This window comes from Acinetobacter sp. RF15B (assembly GCF_007558235.1).
In the GTDB taxonomy this organism is placed as follows: Bacteria; Pseudomonadota; Gammaproteobacteria; order Pseudomonadales; family Moraxellaceae; genus Acinetobacter; species Acinetobacter lwoffii_C.
Genome location: NZ_VLSR01000015.1, coordinates 39,294 through 57,849, shown reverse-complemented (window position 1 = coordinate 57,849; position 18,556 = coordinate 39,294). Strand labels below are relative to the sequence as shown.

Genomic DNA, 18,556 nt, shown 5'->3' with positions numbered 1-18,556 from the left:
ACCACCGAATTTCTTCGCACATACAGTTGCAATCGCAGCTGTTAAAGTTGTTTTACCATGGTCAACGTGACCGATTGTGCCCACGTTAACGTGTGGCTTATTACGTTCAAACTTAGCCTTAGCCATGTTAATCTTCCTCGTTTACGTCGAACACAATTCTGAGTAAAACCCAGCTCCGACATATCGTTTAAAAAAACCGAACACCAAATACTTGAAAAGCAGACTAAATAGCCTGCTTTTGGAATATTTTTGCAACTTAAGTTGCCAAACTGTAATCTGGAGCTCTTATCGAGATTTGAACTCGAGACCTCTCCCTTACCAAGGGAGTGCTCTACCACTGAGCTATAAGAGCAAATATTAGTACTTCAACTCATGGAGCGGGAGACGAGGATCGAACTCGCGACATGCAGCTTGGAAGGCTGCCGCTCTACCAACTGAGCTACTCCCGCACGATGTTGGTACTGAACCACTTTGAAGTCTTAAAATTGGTGGTGGGAGAAGGATTCGAACCTTCGAAACTTTCGTAGCGGAGTTACAGTCCGCCCCCTTTGACCGCTCGGGAATCCCACCATTTTACACTTACATCAGTGTCGCTCTTTACTTTGCACTCCAAACTTTCTAAGATGGTGCCGGCACACGGATTCGAACTGTGGACCTACTGATTACAAGTCAGTTGCTCTACCAACTGAGCTATGCCGGCGTTTCTTAGTGTTTCGTACGTTTCGTATCGGAACGGTGTGCAGTTTAGCAAAACTTGAAATCCGTGCAAGTGTTTTTTTCAAAAAAAACGCCAAAAACTCACAAAATCAATCCATTTGACGATAATTCAACCGCTTTGATCACTGCGCGAGCTTTTATTTGGGTTTCATTCCACTCAGACTCAGGATTTGAGTCTGCAACCAAACCTGCTCCGGCCTGTACATAGACCTTATTTTCACGAATAACGCAGGTACGAATCGCAATCGACATGTCCATTTCACCATGCCAACCTAAATAACCCACAGCACCGCCAAAAATTCCGCGTTTTACCGGCTCGACTTCATCAATAATTTCCATGGCGCGGATTTTAGGCGCACCAGAAAGTGTGCCTGCTGGGAAAGTGGCTTTAAAAACATCCAGCGCATCGACATCATCGCGGACTTCACCCTGTACATTCGACACAATATGCATGACATGGGAATAACGCTCGATCACCATTTGATCGGTCACTTGCACTTTTCCAGTTTTTGAGACCCGCCCCACATCATTTCGCCCCAAGTCGATCAGCATGACATGCTCGGCGATCTCTTTTTCATCAGAAAGTAACTCTTGTTCTAAAGCCAGATCTTGTTCTTTATTCTTGCCGCGTGGACGGGTTCCTGCCAGCGGGCGGACTGTAGCAATACCATTTTCCAGACGGGACAGAATTTCTGGTGAAGAACCGACAATATGAAACGGCGTCTGGTTGTCCAAGGTCTGCCCTTGTACCAAAAACAGATAAGGGGATGGATTCAAATGACGCAATGCGCGATAAACCTGTAACGGGTCGCCATCAAAGTCAGACACCATCCGGTGGCCTGGTACCACCTGCATGACATCTCCAGCACGGATATATTCCTTAACCTGCTCTACCGACTCCAGAAACTTATCTTTTCCGGTGAGCGACTCGAAATGCGGAGGGGTATGTTTTTCTGCTTTTAAGCTGACTGGGGTTGCCAGAATATTTTCCAGTTCATTTAATTGTTCCTGTGCTTTTTCATAAGCAACTGGATCCGTGGCATCGGCATGTACAATCAAGAACAGGGTATCTTTTAAATTATCAAACACGATAACGGTTTTAGACAGCATCATCCAGAGGTCTGGCAGACCCACAGGATCCGCTTCAGGCATATTGTTCAGGCGTGGTTCGATATAACGCACTGTATCGTAACCAAAGTAACCCACCAGACCGCCGGTAAAACTTGGCAATGCCGGAAGTTCGGCCTGAGTCGGAACTTTAAACTGGGCCTGAAAATCACGGATATATTGAAATGGATCGCTACATGCCTGCTGCTCAAGGCGGCCATCGGTGTGTTGTATTGTGAGTTGCCCTGCATTACAGGAGAATACGGTAGATTCACCGAGTCCAATAATGGAATAGCGCGCCCAGTTTTCACCGCCCTCAACAGATTCAAATAAATAGGCATGTTGATGCTGTTTTAAACGGGCAAATACGGACAATGGGGTTTCTGTATCCGCCAGACGCTGGCGATAAACAGGAATCAGGTTGTACCCTTGTGCTGCAAGTTGCTGGAATTGGGCTTGAGTGGTCATTCGGTTTTTCTCTTTTAATAGGGTTTACTTAGTTTGCAAATTGAAGTGAACCGAGCGACGCCATCGAAAAACCGTATCACTATTCATTCTATTTCCTTTATTCCCTTGTGCTAGTTCAGCAAATCTCTTAAGTCACTCACGATCTGCTGTGGCTGCGAATCCGCAATATCCTCGCCATGATTATAGCCATAGCTGACTACAATACAATCAATGCCTGCCCGACGTGCTGCTTCAATATCATTGCAAGAATCACCAATCAGCAAGACCTGTTCTTTGGCCACCTGATAGTGCTCTACACAATGTAATAGCTGACGTGGATGCGGCTTACGTTCGGCAAATCGGTCACCGCCGATGGTATCTGTAAAATACTGTGACATTTCCAAGGTATCCAGAATACTGCATGCCGGACGCTCCGGTTTATTGGTGACACAGATCAGGGTTTTACCTTCGGCCTTGGCCCAAGCCAGAAATTCCAGAATTCCCGGGAAAGGCACGGTATCAATACATGGATCGGCATTGTAAATTTCCAGAAAGGTACTGAGTAATTCCTGATGCTGCGCTGGCATCACCTCACCGACCAAGTGACGCAGGACGCTCTCGCAAAAGAGGGAACTGCCCTTGCCAATCCAGACGCGTACCTGCTCTTCCGTCACCGAGGGCAGTTGCATGATATTAAGACTCATATTCATGGCGCGATACAGATCATGAGCCGAATCCACCAAGGTACCATCCAGATCAAATAAAATCAGCTGGCGCTGTTCGAGCTGTGCAATTGACATCCTGACCCTCGTTTTTAGTTATGCATTGTCAAAAAAGGCATGCGTTCTGCATGCCTTGATTGTATAGCCAATCATCGGCCTATTTAAATAATACCCAGGCAATAATTGCCAGAATCACCAGTACAATCAGGGAAATCAAGCCCACAGAAGCATTTTTCTGCGCCTGTTTTTCCTGCTCAACACGGGAAATCGGCTGCTCTACCGGAACCGGGGCGGGCTCAGGCTTAACGGCGGTCAGATCAATACCTTCAGCAATCGGGGCCGGTTTCGGAATACCGACATTGGTTGGCATGCCATCACGTGTTAACTGGATTGAAGCATCACGCTCTTTTAACTCTGGTATACCTTGCTCATTCATATGTTGAGCTGGCGTTTTTTCAACAACTTCTACATCTTCAGTCACTTTTTCAGCAGTTGCTTCAATGCCTGCAGCAACGTCAACCGCTCGAACCGGTTCAAGCACCAAAAACTTCAAGCTGGCAAATTGTACGATATCATCTTGCTTTAACAGGGTTTCCTGCTCAATACGCAGATCATTTACAAAGGTACCATTGGATGAACCCAAATCCTGCACCCACAGTGCATCCTCTTTAAGCAGGAAAGCCGCATGTTTACGCGAAATCTCTGCTGCCTGCAACACAATATCGGCGCTCTGATGACGCCCTACCAGCATGTCACGCTCTATTGCAATGTCTTGTCCAGCGAGATCATCTGTAATCGCATGTATTTTCCAAGTCATGAAATCCACTTCTCTATTCTCTTTGCCGCTATCATAACATGCTGCATGCCCATGCGAATATCCTAGCTTTTCGGTCTAAGTGTAGTGGTTGTAACGGTATTTTTACTTTTTTCGATCTGCTCGACAGGCGGTACAGTCTGCTGTGGAATGACTGGCTCGATTGCAACAGGTGTGGTCGTCACTGTAGATGAGTTCGTTGCAGGGGCCGTTGGCACAGTCTGATAAGGCGAATTTTTTAATGGGGTTTTAGACACTGGAATACGCTGCTGATAGACATCATCTACATTTTCCGGCAATTTGGAGAAATTCCCATCTGCATCCAGAGCCAATTGCAAACTATATAACTGGCTATAGCGCTGTTGGGTCAGTTTGCGTACTGCATTCTTGTCGCCTACAATGGTCGGATGAATAAAAATCAACAGGTTACGTTTCTGATTGGACTTTCCTTCGGAGCGGAATAAGCGGCCAAGGCCCGGAATGGCACCCAGACCCGGTATAGCCTGACGGCCATAACTGGTGTTGTCCGAAATCAGGCCGCCCAATACAATGGTTTGGCCATGTTCAGCCAGAATCGAGGTTTTAATGGCCCGTTTACTGGTCACCAGATCAGATGCCTGTCCTTTATTGGCTTTAACATCCGATACCTCCTGTTCGACTTCCAGACGTACCGTACCATCCTCCCCAATGTGTGGAATCACTTTTAAGGTTACCCCGACATCCTTACGTTCAATCGTGGTATAGGGGTTGGCAACACCAGCAGCACCCGTCGATACTGAACCGGTAACAAAAGGTACGTTTTCACCTACCACGATATACGCTTCTTCATTGTCCATCGTGACAATAGACGGCGTAGACAACAGATTGGATTTGGTGGTTTCTTTGAGTGCCTGAATCAGGGCTCCATACAGCTTGCGGGACCCATCTGCGCCTTCTTTATAGTCACCCAGGATTAATGAGCCACCTGTACCCAGCGCACTGCCCGCCCCTGCTAGGCCGCCAGTCAGATAACCCGCGGCAATATTTTTCAGGCTGCTGCCAAAATTATCAAAGTTAATCAAGCCAATACCGCTATTGAGATCACCCAAGGCCCATTGCACCCCAAGCTGGTCCGCGTCATTGCCTTCAATCTCAATAATGGCAGCTTCAATCAGCACCTGCTGGCGACGAACATCCAGCTGGTTAATTGCGGATTCTATTTCACGCATTAACTGCGGATCTGCCTTGACCACCAGCGAGTTCTGGGTAGCGTCCGCAATAATACTAACCCCATTGGCACTAAAACTACTGATGCCCCCCTGCTCGGCTTTCATACCACTGTTCAGCTGAATACCGGAAGCACCATTACTATTTGAATTGCTGCCAGCACTGTTGCTATTGCTTAAATTACTGATGGGATTGGAGGAAGAGGAGTCAGATGACGTATGATCCGCACTACTTTTCACGGCCTGCCCCGTGACCAGTCCTTGCAGAATTTCCGCCAGATTCTTGGCACTCGCATATTTCAGACGAAAGACTTTTAATCCGCCCAGACGGTCGGCGGCCGGCACATCCAGCGTTTCAATCATCTGACGTACCCGTTTGCGGGTGGCCGGATCACCTTTGATCAAAATCCGGTTGGTTCGCACATCGGCAATCACCCGAACACGAGAACCACGCAGATCCTTGGCGGCACCTGTCGCGGTCATCGACTCAATCAGCTCGATCATTTCTTCAGCCTGACTCGATTGCAGGCTTACTGCCTCGATGTCATTTTGCCCTGTTCCGTCCAGATTACGGATGATGGTTTCCAGCTGATAAATATTATTGGCACGATCCGACACGATCAGGGCATTGGTGCCCGGCACAGCAGCCAGATGGGCAAATTGCGGCATTAAAGGACGCAGGGCCGGAATCAGGTCATTCGGATTGGTATTTTCCAGCCAGATCACCCGGGTAACAATCTGGTCTCCACGGGCGCGGCTACGGGCATCATAGGGAATGCCCGAGTTTTTGACATTGCTATCAGGCACCAACTTGATGGTATTACCTGAAGGAATGGCCACCACCCCATTGACATTCAACACGCCTAAAAACAGGTCATAAACTTCATTTTTATTTAAAGGCTTATTGGAAATCACCGTAACATTACCACGTACCCGGGGATCTACTGCAAAATTTTTACCTGTAATATCAGCAACTTCATTAATGAAAGCGGTTAAGTCTGCATCCCGGAGATTAATTTTCCAGGTTTGTGCATAACTGGCCGTACTGACCATAGCCACCAATGGTGCGGCCGCGCACAGCGCCCAAGCTGATCGATTATTATTAAATAAAGCCATAAACTTTTGTGCTTCCTAACCCTATATGTTGTGATGACACATCATTTCAAATCTTGTTGTATGGTCATCACCTGATCACCACGTTGTATTTCGAGTTTCACCTGACCTTCACGTCGAGCCTGTTCTAGTAATTGTGCTTCAGTCTGCCCCTGTGTGAGCGTCTGGCCATTTAAAGACAGAATCCGATCTCCCGGTCTTAAACCCAGGCGGTTACGCAGCGCAAGCGGTGTACGAGAGGTGACTTCATAACTGCCATCGGCTGCACTAACCCCCATATTTTGTAAATATTGTTCACGATTTTCCTGCATCTGCTGAATGGCACGACCAATCTCATTTTGCGGTGATTGGGCAGGAGCTTGGGGCTCAGCCCGACCTTCATTACCTGAAGAGGGCTTGGCGGACAGCAGAGACTGTTCTGGAACAATCGGCTGATTCAAGCCATTTTCCAGCCCTTTGAAGAATACTTCCTGCGTGGCCCCGCCAAGACGGCGCAGTACAACCCGATCCCAATACACTTCTGCCAGCTCAAATCCACTATTGGCCAGTGTCTCGCCCACACGGTAACGGTCGACCTGATCATTGATCTTAAAAACTGCTGAAGAGTTATAGCTCGGGCTGGCCACCACCACCCCTTGCAAGCTGAGATTGGCAATCTCGGTCGTTGCCGCCGTTTGTGTAGTTTCCTGAAATAACGAAAATGCACTGATATTCGGCACCTGTGGCTGTTGTGAACCGAGTTCAACCCGATCTACCTGCATGGCCTGAGGAGGAGCCACCAACAACCAGAATAGAGCAGCCAGTTTCCAGCATACATACAGCATTAAAAACAGGAGCAATACAGGTGCAGCCCGGTTAGCTTGCTGCAGATTCAAGTGCTTCAAGTCATCTAGAGAGAAGGCCATCAATTTAGCCCTCCCATCAGCGGTTGGCGGGTACTAATGACATAGGTGTCCAGACCGGCTTTACCTGTATAAGCAGGTGCATTCATCAAGAAACGCTGGGTGAGCTGGACATCCAGCATGAGATCAGGATCAAGTTTTATATTTAGCATTCGCTGATCGCGGGCATCTCGTACGTCCAGCAGCAGCTGGTTACTTTCATCCGAGAGCTGACCAGTTAAAGCCGGTACATTGATCTGTTCCTGACGCTGGGCAAAAGTATAAATCAACTCTCCTCCTGCCCACTGCAGCTGACCCGTCACCTGGCTAAAGCCCTGCTCTTTTTTATATTTAAAGTCCAGCTCTTTGAGCTGGATTGAATTACTAGGCCATTGCCAGGCGGCCAGCTTTTTTAAGCTTTCTGGTGCCAGCTGACCTTCAAGATTTTTAACTCTTAAAGTTTTGTTCAGGCTGTATGCCAGGGTGCCGGAAAGTTGAGTATTACCGCTATGCAGATCGACTTGAGCCCCTAATCTCAGCAATAGCAGGTCCAGAGGTCTGAGCTGCCAATTCAAGCTTCCACTTAAGTTTCCTTTTTTCCAATCTGCACTTCCCTGCCAGATATTCCCGTTAATATTGTGTAAGACCTGATTATTTTTATAAAATTTTGAAACTAACCAAGCTGCTGGCACCTGCAGTACAACAAAGATAAAAAAGGCCCCAATTGCAAGTATTAACCACTTTAAAGTTTTCGGTTTACTGCTCATTCCATCACGACCAACATATCGAATCTGAATTCCCGTTTATCATTTTTACTTCTACAGACCATTATGCACACTTTTTCTATGGCGCCAATTCATAGCTATAAAAAAACCAAGCAGTCATGCTTGGTTCATCAATCATAGCTCGCCTATATGACGAGCTAATGACGAAATATTAATTAAAAATTAAATTAAAAAATCTTCCAGCTTTGCACCTTTTTCCAATTCTGCAACCAGCCAACGTGGCTGTTTACCACGACCGGTCCAGGTATCTGCAGTATTTGATTTACTGCGATAACGTGGTTCTACAGATTTACGTGAGGTTTTTTTACGTTTCGACGCGCCAAACTCGATCAGCTGTTCAATACTTAATCCCACTTTTTCCGCAATCTCTAAAACCTGACGATAAGCTTCTTCAATTTCTTGATCTTTTTTCGAGGCAATCAGGGCTTCAGCTTCAGCTTGCAGGCGTTTTAACTGTTCAACAGATAGATTTGTGATATCCGGCATTATATTCTCCAAAAAATATTTCAATAACATTATTTGTTTTATTAAATAACAGCTTCATCATATTTATTTTAAAAAAAATATTCAATATATAATTGAAGTCTACAACAATAAATTGAAAACTCATTACAAAAAATAAATAATTAGTCTACCTATTAAATTATATGCCCCACACTTGATTCAAGTTGGATGATTTTTTCTCGAATAGTTGGCGGAATGACTGTTTTTTGTAGAGTGTGTTTATTGAGACAGACAATTACTGCTTCTGAAGTGGCCACAATACACTGTTGTACTTCACTCCATAATAGATAATGCATTCTGATTGCAGAATGTCTGAGTTCATCAATACGTACCGCAATCTTTAACTGATCAGGATAGACCACCGGTTTTAAATACCGGCATTGATTTGAAGCCACTACAGTTAAAATATCTTCATCAAAAACATTTAATTGATTTAAATACGCCAGACGTGCACTTTCAATATAGCGGTAATAGATAACATTATTAACATGACCAAAAGCGTCCATATCCCCCCAAGCCACGACCTGTGAGTAAATGACTGGATATTGTTGTAATTCCGACATGATCATCCTTAAATTCTAATTTCTATAAAATTGACATTCGATTCAAATACCTTATGCAGCTGTTGCAACAAATCTTCTCTGTCCTGCAAGACCGACTTAATTCTTAAATAACCCATACGGATATCATCCGGGTATAAGTCCAGCAATTGCTCAGCTTCCTCAGTCTGCCCTGTGGCCCGTAACACGTGCCATTTGGCAAAGGTCAGAATAGGCAGGGTCATATATTTATTTTCCCAAAGTGCAATTTGCTCAGCAATATAACTATAATCTGGAGCCTGTCTTAATAGTTGCTGCTGGAACCACAAATAAAAGACATCCTGATTAAATTGCTGTTCCAGTAACTGCATGGCCAGACTTTCATGTTCGGCGCTCATTTCGGGCATTTTAAATAATAGTTTTAGCCATAAGAGGTTAACCTCATAATCGCGCGTAAATAACTGGGGTTTTAAATCCAGATATCGTTGTTGCAAATATTTTAAATCTTCTTCACTGGCCTGATCATAGGCCGCTAATAATTGTTCTAACCAGGATTTTTTGACTTTTTGGTCTAAATGTCCATATTTAGTCGAGCGCAGATATAACCACGGAAACTGTAAGGCAAACTGTCCCCATAATGAATTTAAACGCTGTTCATAGGCGGTTTTCACCTGATTTAACCAAGGTGATAATTCATGCTGGTTTAAAAACTCTAAATGGGTTAAAGCCTGCTGGCCATCCTGCTGAGATAAATAAATTTCTATTCGCTGTAATTCTGCCAGCTCAAATGCCATAGGGTTAGATTGATTTAAGGCTTGCAAAGCTTCGCTATATTGCTGCTGTCCCCAAGATAATCGCGCCTCAATAATATATTTGAGTAGCCCTGAAGTATTAAAAGACTGCTGAATAAAATTGCGCTGATCCTGTGCTGCATTCAGCAACCAGACCACAGCCAACTGCTCATAAGGATGTAAACGGGCAAAACTAAACACTGTTTCATGCTTGCGCTGTTCACGGCTCAAATAGCGTTTGGTGGCATACCAGATCATTTGCATCACCAAACTGGTCAGCGCCAGCATAGCAGCCAGAAACCAGAAGGTGGTCTGAATTTGCCATTCACGCCAGTATAAATAGACATATCCTGGGCCATGGCCATAACTCATCACGCTTAGGATCGCAATGCCAAACAAACACGCCAATAAATAAGCAAGCAAAATCTGTTTCATAAGCGTTTAGCTCAGCAGGGTACGAGTATTTAACAACGGAACAGGCGTTAGTGGCGTGGCCTTGATCTGTTGCAACTGTTTGATCCAGTGCTGACTGCGTTCATCCGGCAATTGTTCCAGCACATCAATGACGCTCTGCAATGCCTGCTGGAAAGCCACCTGCTGCCCCTGTTGCAGGGTATTTTGTGCAATTAGCAAGCGTAGTTGTGCTTCTTTTAAAATCAGATGGCGTTGCATCAGCACACTACTCATCTGTTCGACCGGCTCAATTTGAATCCAGCGTTGCCAAAATGAACGAGTTTGCGTAGATGAGGCCTGATGAGGGAGCTGAATTTCTTTTTTAATTTCAGCATCTATCTGGCTTAATAATTCATTCAGTCTGTTCCGTTGCATCACCCGTTCATTGGTCCACTGCTTCAAAGTCTCCTGGTCTTTGACAATCGCCTGTTCCAGACTGCCAGCCAACGCAGGTGCCAAGCCCAGCTGAGCCACTTCATTTTTTAAACGGTTCAATTTTTCTACCGCCACAGCATGTTGTTGCTGTTGCAGAGCAAATTCAATCAGATCCAGATATTGTTCAACCAGCTCCAGGTTTTGATGTGTATCGACCGCGACAGTCTGACTATTCTCAGAACCACTCGCCACAGCTGCTGTAGATGAGTTCGAGACCACTAACCGCTTTAAAGCCACCAGCTGATCATTCAGGTTAGCATTCTGCTGCTGGATCTGATTTAAACGTCCATTTAATTCCGTCTGGGCTGAATTCAAGAGATATAGGTCATAGCTCAGTTTGACAATCCATGCCAAAGCCAGAGTCAAAAACAGGATGAAAATTTTTTTCATGAATGCCCTAATGTCGTCAGCATATAGTGCAGAATGGTTGATCCGCTTAAGTCATCGAGCTGCGCGAATTGAAAACCTGCCTGATGCTGCTGTTGATATTCCCCCAGGAGCACTGCCAAACGCGGCCCCAAAACCAGATAATGCGCTTGATGAATCAGTTGTGGACAGCTTCTTTCTGCCAGATCCAGCCAGTTGAGCCAGCTGGCTTCACTACTGATTAATACTACGCAAGGCTGTTCAGCCTGAATCACAGCCCGTTTTTTTTCTAAAATGTCTGCACTCTCGGCCGGACATTGCCGTCGGTAAAGTACAAAATTCAATACCTGAACCTTCTGCTCATGTAGATGCTGCATCATGAACTGGCGTCCCCCTTCACCCCGCCAGAAGGCCACCGTCGCTGGCAACGCCAGCTGCTTCAGGACTGGCAATTGCAGCATGCCTTCAGAGGTTTCTAGCTCCGGCACATGACTGTGAATACCATAGGCTGCCAACGCTTTTTCTGTGGCCTGACCGACTGCCACCCACTGCACATGCTGCAAGCTGTGCAGGGCGACACCCGCCTGCTGCAAATACCGCATTCCCAGTTGCACTGCAGTTGGGCTGACCACCACAATAATATCGGCCTGATCCAGCCGGCGATATAAAGCCAGCAGATCCTCTGAAAGAGGCTGTGCGATCAGCTCCAGTAAAGGCAATTCTACAACAGGAATCTGTGCGTTTTGTAACTGCTCAGTCAACTTTGCAGCACGATCTCTGGGGCGGGTATTGATAAACAACATCAGTTTGAATAAAGCGCCTTCAGTAGATCGCCCGCTCCCTGATCCAGCAGGTCTTTCGCCAACTGCACGCCGAGTTGCTCAGCCTCTGTGATATGTCCGGTATGCTGGGCACGTAACAGCACGGCCCCATCTACACTGCCCACCCGACCTTCAATCGAAATATGATCCTGATTTAAAGTCGCATAACCTGCAATTGGCACCTGACAGCCACCCTCCAGATAGGCATTAAAAGCACGCTCCGCACGGACGCAAGCATCCGTTTCCGCATGTAAAAGTGGCAGAATAAGATCCAGTACCGCCTGATCGCCCTCACGGCATTCTAGTCCCAAAGCCCCCTGTCCTACCGCAGGCAGACTGACTTCAGCTGCAAGTGTATGACGGATACGCTCTGCCAAACCAAGGCGTTTTAAACCGGCACTGGCTAAAATGATAGCATCATACTGTCCTGCATCCAGTTTAGATAAACGGGTACCCACATTACCGCGCAGGTCAATAATCTCCAGATCCGGACGCTGCTTTAAAATCTGAGTCTTACGGCGCAAACTCGAAGTTCCTACCTTGGCACCGTGTGGCAAGTCATCAAAGCTGGCGTAATGATTAGAAACAAAAGCATCCAGCGGATCTTCACGCTCACAGATCACTGCTAAGGCCAGACCTTCAGGTAACGCCATCGGGACATCTTTCATAGAGTGAACCGCCAGATCTGCACGTCCATCCAGTAAAGCTGCTTCCAGTTCTTTTACAAATAATCCCTTTCCACCAATTTTAGCCAATGGCGTATCCAGGATTTTATCGCCCTGTGTAACAAAAGTGACTAACTCGACCTGTAAACCAGTATGCAGGTCCTGTAAACGCGCACGAATATGTTCCGCTTGCCAAAGTGCAAGTGGACTTTGTCGAGTTGCAATTTTTAGGGTCTTCATAAATTTAAATAACAGCCAATGAGAACAATAGTCTAAACTTAACCTGCTCACTTGAAAATGCAAGTGAATTTACACAAGCTTCAGATTAGATTGCCTATATAGCTGTTAAAGCTTATGAATACGATCCCTTAAAATCGGCAAATGGCGTCGACTGACCGCCAGACGCTCCTCCAGTTCCCGGCAACGCACCTGATACTGACCAGAACTCACAACTTCCAGTCCATCCAGATAGTGCACAGACACCAGCGCATTACGATGAATCCGGATAAACTGGTCACCAAATTCCAGCTCAAGTTCCTTTAAGGTTTCATCAATCAGGACACTGCCATTTTTGTGCCGTACAGTGACATATTTCTGATCCGCCAGAAAGTAATAGATATTTTCAACTGGCACCAACTCCACACCACGATAGGTCTTTGCCGCAATCTGCTGGCGGCTTGTATTGATATCTTCCATATTTTCTTTTTGTTTTAGTTGGCTCATCTGAGCTTGGGTAAATTTAGTTAAATGCTCCAACACCTGTGCTAATTCCTGTTGCATCACGGGTTTGAGCAAATAGCCTTCTGCATTGGACTTAAAAGCATCCAGTGCATGCTGATCATAGGCAGTACAGAATACAATGGCAGGCATCGGATCAAGCTGGCGTAAATGCTGCGCGCAGATCAGGCCATCCATTTCAGGCATTTGAATATCTAATAAGATGACATCAGGTTCGTGCTGGTGAGCCAGATCAATGGCTTGACGGCCATGGCTAGCAGTGGCAATCACCTGATGGCCCAGCTGAGAGACCAAACGCGATAAGCGTTCGACAGCCAAAGGCTCATCATCACAAATCAGGACGTCCATTTCTCCTCCTTATCCGGCTCATAGCATCACATTCATGCATAGTTTAACCCGGATCTTTTTGATTTATTTTTATTTATATCGGTATCGTAACACTGTCGTGAACATCCCTTCGCCAGCAAATGTCTGTAAGCTGACTGTAGAGCCATAATAAGCCTCCAGTCGCTGTCTGACATTTTCTATTGCAATACCGTGCCCCTTTTTTAAAGTTTTATTTTCCTGCATATAAGGGTTTGTTATGATGATATTAATTTGATTTTGTAATATTTCAATCAATACGCTTATCGTACTCTTTGTTAAGATTTTTTCAACTCCATGAAAAATACTATTTTCTAATAAGGGTTGTAAAGTCAGTAAGGGAATCTGGACTTGAGAATATAGCTCCTTGTTTTCCAGTTTCCATTCAACTTGCAAGCGTTCGCCCAGCCGAATCTGTTCAATCTGCAAATAACGCTGGCACAGATCAATTTCTTCCTGCACGCTGACCAGCTTTAACTCCTGAAAACTAGCCCGGAACAAACGCGACAGGTTTAACAGCATTTGTTCTGCCTTGTCAGGATCAATACTGATCAGGCTGATAACACTATTCAGGCTATTAAACAAAAAATGCGGGTGAATCCGTGCCTGCATGGCCTGAATACGGGCCTTCAGCTCACTATGCTGCTGCTGCTGCCATTGCTCGCGCAGATACAGATAGCGAAAACAAAACATCCCAAGCAATATTCCTAAACTTAAGTGTAGACTGAGCTGATCCAGAATAATAGCCCAGTTCAAGCCCTGAAAACTTAAATTTGTTCCAATATATATCAGAATATTCAAGCTGATAGTAGTCAGCAGCACAATGACCTGTAACAGTAAAAATCCGGACATTAAAGCCAGTTTAATCCCCATTCGCTGAAACTGCTGCTGAAAAAACTCCAGCAGCGCTGCAAAACATAACAGTATCCAGCTGATATACAGCATATATTGCAGGAGCTGTAGCACACTCAAAGCCTGCCAGGACTGGGCTTCTGCCAGCGCCAGGACCAGAGCCAGGGTATTACCGCCGATAAACAGCTCGAGCAAATATTGCCACTGTCCCATCTGGCTAAAAAAATAGGAACCCAATCCCTGCCCTGTTCGGGACAGGCAAGATTGATCAGATAGAATTTCGGCAATAGGCTTTGAATTTGTTATACTCTTTTTCGTTCTACTGCTTTTAATCTGATTGAGCCGACATGACCACATCTTCTAATTCCTCTCATCCAGCACACGCCCAGACTTCGGGTATGTGGGGCGGTCGTTTCTCTGAAGCGACTGATGCTTTTGTTGCTGAATTTACAGCATCTGTTCAATTTGACCAACGTTTTTATAAACAGGATATTGCAGGCTCGGTGGCTCATGCGACCATGCTTGCCAAAGTCGGGGTACTGACTGAACAGGAACGCGATGACATTATTGAAGGTCTGACTGCCATTCAGGCAGATATTGAAGCAGGCAATTTTGAATGGCGCATTGACCTTGAAGATGTGCACATGAACATCGAATCACGTCTGACTCAGCGTATTGGCATCACCGGCAAAAAACTGCATACCGGCCGCAGCCGTAATGACCAAGTGGCCACGGATATCCGTCTGTATGTGCGTGATGAAATCGATGCCATTTTAGAATTATTGAAAAAATTACAAAAAGGTATTTTGGAGCTGGCTGCCAAGAACACCAATACCATCATGCCGGGCTTTACCCATTTACAGACTGCACAGCCGGTCACTTTTGGCCATCATTTAATGGCCTGGTTTGAAATGCTGGTACGTGACTCCGAGCGTCTGATTGACTGCCGTAAGCGTGTCAACCGTATGCCACTGGGTTCTGCAGCGCTGGCGGGAACAACCTATCCAATTGACCGTGCCTATACGGCCGAGCTTTTAGGCTTTGAAGCGATTGCTGAAAACTCACTGGATGCCGTATCTGATCGTGACTTCGGGATTGAATTCAATGCTGCGGCCTCACTCATCATGATGCACCTGTCACGTATGTCTGAAGAGCTGATTCTGTGGACTTCGGCACAGTTCAAGTTTGTGAACATTCCAGATCGTTTCTGTACTGGTTCATCGATCATGCCACAGAAGAAAAACCCAGATGTACCTGAACTGGTTCGTGGTAAAACAGGCCGGGTGTATGGTGACCTGATGAGCCTGTTAACCCTGATGAAAGGTCAACCCTTGGCGTATAACAAGGACAATCAGGAAGACAAGGAACCGCTGTTTGATGCAATCGACACGGTGCGGGGTTCATTGATGGCCTTTGCTGACATGATTCCGGCACTAATTCCAAATCTTCCGGAAATGCGTGAAGCTGCCTTACGTGGTTTCTCGACTGCCACTGACCTGGCAGACTACCTAGTGAAAAATGGCGTAGCATTCCGTGATGCGCATGAAATTGTAGGTAAAGCAGTGGCCTTAGGTGTTCAGGAAGGCAAAGACCTGTCTGAGCTCACCCTGGAACAATTACAACAGTTCTCGGATTTGATTCAGGCAGATGTATTTGAAAAAGCACTGACTCTGGAAGCATCAGTAAATGCACGTAACCACATTGGGGGTACGGCACCGGCTCAGGTTGAAGCTGCAATCGAACGTGCCCATGCCCGCCTAGAAAAACTTTATGCTTAACTGCTTTCGCTTTAATTTGGAGTATTGGTATGTCTCGACAAGTATTTTGCCGTAAGTATCAACAAGAGATGGAAGGTCTAGACTTTGCACCCTTCCCGGGTGCCAAGGGACAGGAACTGTTTGATACCGTGTCTAAACAGGCTTGGCAGGAATGGTTAAAGCACCAGACCACGCTGATCAATGAAAAGCGTTTAAGCGTGTTTGAACCGGATGCAAAAAAGTTTCTGGAAGAACAACGTGAGAAGTTCTTTAATAATGATGAAACTTTAGAAAAAGCCGAAGGTCTTAAGCCTGAGGCGTGATTAGTGGAGCACTGCTCCACTAAGCCGCAACACAAGGGCACAGTCTGCATAGACTAAAACCCTGAAAGAATCTCCATATTTTGGGGATTCTTTTTTTATAGGGCTGAAAATGAGGCAAGACAAGCAAGAAGAGTGGGCCTAAACACCTCTAAGAAAAGAGTGTTTACGACTTAAAGCCCTGCTCTAGTGAGTCCTAAAGTCGTGCTGAAAAATTATTTTCATTTCTAAAACGCAAAATTCGTCATATCGTTTTTCTAAGCTATTTCGAGCCAGCAGCGTAGCTTGAAAAATATCTCGCAAGCAGCTCAAGGCAACTTTTTTACTAGCGTATTTTCTGACTTTAAGCAGCCCCTTCCCTTTTAAAAAACCATCAAGTTTGTATCAAAATAATGGATTGTAAAACCCCAATACAGAGCCTCTACAAAACACAACATTCAGCAACAAGAAACCCCATGTTTTTATGAAAACTCCTGTCATAATGGCTAACAAGAAGATGAGATATCTTTGAATAACTATAATAATAACTGAGAAATACCCCGATTTCATCCCAGTTCTTCCCCCAAAGGCTGGGTATTTTTTTGCCTGTTATTTTTACAAAACCTTTCTTAATTAACCATAAAAAAAGCCCCATCAATGGAGCTTTCTTATTTATGTCTTTTAAGGCTGTTTTAAATACGGCCAAGCCGCTTTGAGATAAATAAACATCGACCATAAAGTCAGAATTACTGCCGTATACAGCAGTGCATAGGCCAGCATTTCCAGAGGCGGCCAGTTGAGCAGGAACACACTGATCGCAATCATCTGAAAAGCGGTCTTATATTTTCCGACTGTGGAGACCGCCACACTGGTTCGCGCACCCAGTTCCGCCATCCATTCACGCAATGCCGAGACAGTAATTTCACGGGAAATGATCACGATGGCTGCAAATGCCATAGAGATGGTCGGTTGCCACTGGACCAGTACAATTAAGGCAGCCGCTACCATCAGCTTATCAGCCACCGGGTCCAGAAAACGCCCAAATGCAGAGGTCTGGTTCAAGGTCCTGGCAAGATAGCCATCAAACCAGTCTGTTACTGCCGCAATAACAAAAATCGCAGTAAGAATCAGATGTCGCGTGACATTCGGCTCAGCCCCATAAATCCCCACTGCAGGGGGCCAATAGGCCACCAATAAAAATACCGGAATAAGGACAATACGCGCCAAGGTCAAGATATTAGGAATATTCAGGATACGACCTGTAGTCATAGACACCGCCAATTGTTCCCCTCATGTACGATGAAAATGCACACTTTTTCTGAGGTTTGATCCATCATTGATAGGCCTCACTTTATACGAATTGGCGTGCAGTGTCACTAGGCAAACACGGTCACCGTCTGCCTGGCGATCGCAATCAGACGATTTTCACTATCCCAGAGATAGGCATATTCAGTTGCATAACCGTCTGCTGCATGGTCTGTAAATACTTTATATTTAAACCAATCCTTTAACTGGTGCTGCAACGGATGCACATAAGTAACATTCCAGGTCAGACTACTGGCAGGTGCCCGTTTTTTAAACATTGGCAGTACCCCAGGCGGCCAAATATCAAAAAGTGCCATTAAATCAGCGAGCTGAAATTTACGGTTGCTATGCTTTTCAGGATGAAACCGGAACCATCCACCAAAATCTGGCCTTGTACTGGCACTACAAGGCAAATTGACATCTGCCCAGGCCAGCTGAAAATGCTGATAACATTCCGGTAGTTCCTGCTCGCCCGGAAACAGCAACAGTTGCTCAGGCGCTGGATAGTCAGGGGCCTGCGGCATTTGCCGGACCTGAATCTCCGACTCCCGGGCCGCTCCAAAACTGGCAAGCAAAATACTTTGTACGGCCTGATCCTGCCATAAACGCACTTCAATGGTGGTGACAGACCTGCCTTGTCGCAAGATTTCTGCAGTCAGACGGACTTTGGCCTGCTTAACCGGACCTACAAAAGTCACACTGGCATTCAGCAGGCGCTGGCTTGGATCCTGAATGGCCAATACCGCTTTTTGCATCATCATCGCAGCTGCAAGACCACCATACAAAGTGCGTCCCTGTAACCAGCCTTCTGGGAAATCGACCCATTCCTGCTCGGCAATTTGTGCATACAATCCATGTAAAGACATTGTTCTTCCTT

At 45.8% G+C, this 18,556-nt stretch carries 19 protein-coding genes and 4 tRNA genes; 2 read left to right on the top strand and 21 right to left on the bottom strand.

Annotated features, from left to right (window positions below; translation table 11 throughout):
• From E2K74_RS11215 to E2K74_RS11125, 19 genes are all read right to left on the bottom strand, one after another.
• Positions 1–126 (bottom strand): GTP-binding protein (locus tag E2K74_RS11215; protein WP_227518531.1); only part of this gene is annotated, 126 nt, incomplete at its 3' end.
• A gap of 151 nt (positions 127–277) precedes the next feature.
• A tRNA-Thr gene (locus E2K74_RS11210) sits at positions 278–352 on the bottom strand.
• Positions 353–373: 21 nt separating this feature from the next.
• Positions 374–449 (bottom strand) — tRNA-Gly (locus E2K74_RS11205).
• 37 nt (positions 450–486) lie between these two features.
• Positions 487–570 (bottom strand) — tRNA-Tyr (locus tag E2K74_RS11200).
• A gap of 54 nt (positions 571–624) precedes the next feature.
• A tRNA-Thr gene (locus E2K74_RS11195) sits at positions 625–700 on the bottom strand.
• A 98-nt stretch (positions 701–798) separates the two neighbouring features.
• Positions 799–2,292: an anthranilate synthase component I gene (gene trpE / locus E2K74_RS11190; protein ID WP_151207615.1), complete on the bottom strand. Its 1,494-nt coding sequence runs from the start codon at positions 2,290–2,292 to the stop codon at positions 799–801.
• A gap of 110 nt (positions 2,293–2,402) precedes the next feature.
• Positions 2,403–3,071, bottom strand: a complete 669-nt coding sequence (gph, locus tag E2K74_RS11185) for a phosphoglycolate phosphatase (protein WP_151207613.1) — start codon at positions 3,069–3,071, stop codon at positions 2,403–2,405.
• A gap of 79 nt (positions 3,072–3,150) precedes the next feature.
• On the bottom strand, positions 3,151–3,810 hold the full coding sequence (locus E2K74_RS11180) for an FHA domain-containing protein (protein ID WP_151207611.1): 660 nt from the start codon (positions 3,808–3,810) through the stop codon (positions 3,151–3,153).
• Positions 3,811–3,872: 62 nt separating this feature from the next.
• Positions 3,873–6,128: a type II secretion system secretin GspD gene (gene gspD / locus E2K74_RS11175; RefSeq protein WP_151207609.1), complete on the bottom strand. Its 2,256-nt coding sequence runs from the start codon at positions 6,126–6,128 to the stop codon at positions 3,873–3,875.
• 41 nt (positions 6,129–6,169) lie between these two features.
• Positions 6,170–7,030 carry a type II secretion system protein N gene (locus E2K74_RS11170; RefSeq protein WP_151207608.1) on the bottom strand — a complete coding sequence of 287 codons (861 nt, stop codon included), beginning with the start codon at positions 7,028–7,030 and terminating at the stop codon, positions 6,170–6,172.
• Positions 7,030–7,773, bottom strand: coding sequence for a type II secretion system protein N (gene gspN / locus E2K74_RS11165; RefSeq protein ID WP_151207606.1), 744 nt, complete (start codon positions 7,771–7,773; stop codon positions 7,030–7,032). The genes E2K74_RS11170 and gspN overlap by 1 nt, the downstream gene beginning before the upstream one ends.
• Positions 7,774–7,953: 180 nt before the next feature.
• Positions 7,954–8,280, bottom strand: coding sequence for an H-NS family nucleoid-associated regulatory protein (locus E2K74_RS11160; RefSeq protein ID WP_171478826.1), 327 nt, complete (start codon positions 8,278–8,280; stop codon positions 7,954–7,956).
• Between the two features lie 149 nt (positions 8,281–8,429).
• Positions 8,430–8,858, bottom strand: a complete 429-nt coding sequence (locus tag E2K74_RS11155; RefSeq protein WP_151207603.1) for an acyl-CoA thioesterase — start codon at positions 8,856–8,858, stop codon at positions 8,430–8,432.
• Positions 8,859–8,866: 8 nt separating this feature from the next.
• Positions 8,867–10,060 carry a heme biosynthesis protein HemY gene (locus E2K74_RS11150; protein ID WP_151207602.1) on the bottom strand — a complete coding sequence of 398 codons (1,194 nt, stop codon included), beginning with the start codon at positions 10,058–10,060 and terminating at the stop codon, positions 8,867–8,869.
• A gap of 6 nt (positions 10,061–10,066) precedes the next feature.
• Entirely contained in the window at positions 10,067–10,903 is an 837-nt protein-coding gene (locus E2K74_RS11145; RefSeq protein WP_151207600.1) for a hypothetical protein, read from the bottom strand.
• Complete coding sequence (locus E2K74_RS11140) at positions 10,900–11,682, bottom strand: uroporphyrinogen-III synthase (protein WP_151207598.1); 783 nt, start codon at positions 11,680–11,682, stop codon at positions 10,900–10,902. Before E2K74_RS11140 ends, E2K74_RS11145 begins: the two co-directional genes overlap by 4 nt.
• Positions 11,682–12,605 carry a hydroxymethylbilane synthase gene (gene hemC / locus E2K74_RS11135; protein WP_151207596.1) on the bottom strand — a complete coding sequence of 308 codons (924 nt, stop codon included), beginning with the start codon at positions 12,603–12,605 and terminating at the stop codon, positions 11,682–11,684. Before hemC ends, E2K74_RS11140 begins: the two co-directional genes overlap by 1 nt.
• Positions 12,606–12,710: 105 nt before the next feature.
• Positions 12,711–13,451 carry a LytR/AlgR family response regulator transcription factor gene (locus E2K74_RS11130; protein ID WP_151207594.1) on the bottom strand — a complete coding sequence of 247 codons (741 nt, stop codon included), beginning with the start codon at positions 13,449–13,451 and terminating at the stop codon, positions 12,711–12,713.
• A gap of 69 nt (positions 13,452–13,520) precedes the next feature.
• Entirely contained in the window at positions 13,521–14,675 is a 1,155-nt protein-coding gene (locus tag E2K74_RS11125) for a sensor histidine kinase (RefSeq protein ID WP_151207592.1), read from the bottom strand.
• Here E2K74_RS11125 and argH point away from each other — a divergent pair.
• Both argH and E2K74_RS11115 read left to right on the top strand, forming a co-directional pair.
• The gene (argH, locus tag E2K74_RS11120) at positions 14,666–16,096 is read left to right on the top strand and encodes an argininosuccinate lyase (RefSeq protein WP_171478865.1); all 1,431 of its coding nucleotides are present in this window, start codon (positions 14,666–14,668) and stop codon (positions 16,094–16,096) included. The genes E2K74_RS11125 and argH overlap by 10 nt on opposite strands.
• Positions 16,097–16,125: 29 nt before the next feature.
• On the top strand, positions 16,126–16,398 hold the full coding sequence (locus E2K74_RS11115; RefSeq protein ID WP_151205448.1) for an oxidative damage protection protein: 273 nt from the start codon (positions 16,126–16,128) through the stop codon (positions 16,396–16,398).
• Positions 16,399–17,055: 657 nt separating this feature from the next.
• Here E2K74_RS11115 and pgsA read toward each other — a convergent pair.
• Together pgsA and E2K74_RS11100 are read right to left on the bottom strand one after the other, a co-directional pair.
• Positions 17,056–17,643, bottom strand: coding sequence for a CDP-diacylglycerol--glycerol-3-phosphate 3-phosphatidyltransferase (pgsA, locus tag E2K74_RS11105; RefSeq protein ID WP_151205447.1), 588 nt, complete (start codon positions 17,641–17,643; stop codon positions 17,056–17,058).
• Between the two features lie 107 nt (positions 17,644–17,750).
• Positions 17,751–18,545 (bottom strand): thioesterase family protein, encoded by a 795-nt coding sequence (locus E2K74_RS11100; protein ID WP_151207590.1) that lies wholly within the window; start codon positions 18,543–18,545, stop codon positions 17,751–17,753.
• Between the last annotated feature and the right edge of the window lie 11 nt (positions 18,546–18,556).

Coding starts and splice junctions, on each gene's coding strand:
- pgsA (WP_151205447.1), bottom strand. CDS start 17,643: ATGACTACAGGTCGTATCCTGAATATTCCTAATATCTTGACCTTGGCG.
- trpE (WP_151207615.1), bottom strand. CDS start 2,292: ATGACCACTCAAGCCCAATTCCAGCAACTTGCAGCACAAGGGTACAAC.
- hemC (WP_151207596.1), bottom strand. CDS start 12,605: ATGAAGACCCTAAAAATTGCAACTCGACAAAGTCCACTTGCACTTTGG.
- gspD (WP_151207609.1), bottom strand. CDS start 6,128: ATGGCTTTATTTAATAATAATCGATCAGCTTGGGCGCTGTGCGCGGCC.
- E2K74_RS11180 (WP_151207611.1), bottom strand. CDS start 3,810: ATGACTTGGAAAATACATGCGATTACAGATGATCTCGCTGGACAAGAC.
- E2K74_RS11125 (WP_151207592.1), bottom strand. CDS start 14,675: ATGTGGTCATGTCGGCTCAATCAGATTAAAAGCAGTAGAACGAAAAAG.
- E2K74_RS11115 (WP_151205448.1), top strand. CDS start 16,126: ATGTCTCGACAAGTATTTTGCCGTAAGTATCAACAAGAGATGGAAGGT.
- E2K74_RS11145 (WP_151207600.1), bottom strand. CDS start 10,903: ATGAAAAAAATTTTCATCCTGTTTTTGACTCTGGCTTTGGCATGGATT.
- E2K74_RS11150 (WP_151207602.1), bottom strand. CDS start 10,060: ATGAAACAGATTTTGCTTGCTTATTTATTGGCGTGTTTGTTTGGCATT.
- E2K74_RS11170 (WP_151207608.1), bottom strand. CDS start 7,030: ATGGCCTTCTCTCTAGATGACTTGAAGCACTTGAATCTGCAGCAAGCT.
- E2K74_RS11130 (WP_151207594.1), bottom strand. CDS start 13,451: ATGGACGTCCTGATTTGTGATGATGAGCCTTTGGCTGTCGAACGCTTA.
- argH (WP_171478865.1), top strand. CDS start 14,666: ATGACCACATCTTCTAATTCCTCTCATCCAGCACACGCCCAGACTTCG.
- E2K74_RS11100 (WP_151207590.1), bottom strand. CDS start 18,545: ATGTCTTTACATGGATTGTATGCACAAATTGCCGAGCAGGAATGGGTC.
- gspN (WP_151207606.1), bottom strand. CDS start 7,773: ATGAGCAGTAAACCGAAAACTTTAAAGTGGTTAATACTTGCAATTGGG.
- E2K74_RS11155 (WP_151207603.1), bottom strand. CDS start 8,858: ATGTCGGAATTACAACAATATCCAGTCATTTACTCACAGGTCGTGGCT.
- E2K74_RS11140 (WP_151207598.1), bottom strand. CDS start 11,682: ATGTTGTTTATCAATACCCGCCCCAGAGATCGTGCTGCAAAGTTGACT.
- gph (WP_151207613.1), bottom strand. CDS start 3,071: ATGTCAATTGCACAGCTCGAACAGCGCCAGCTGATTTTATTTGATCTG.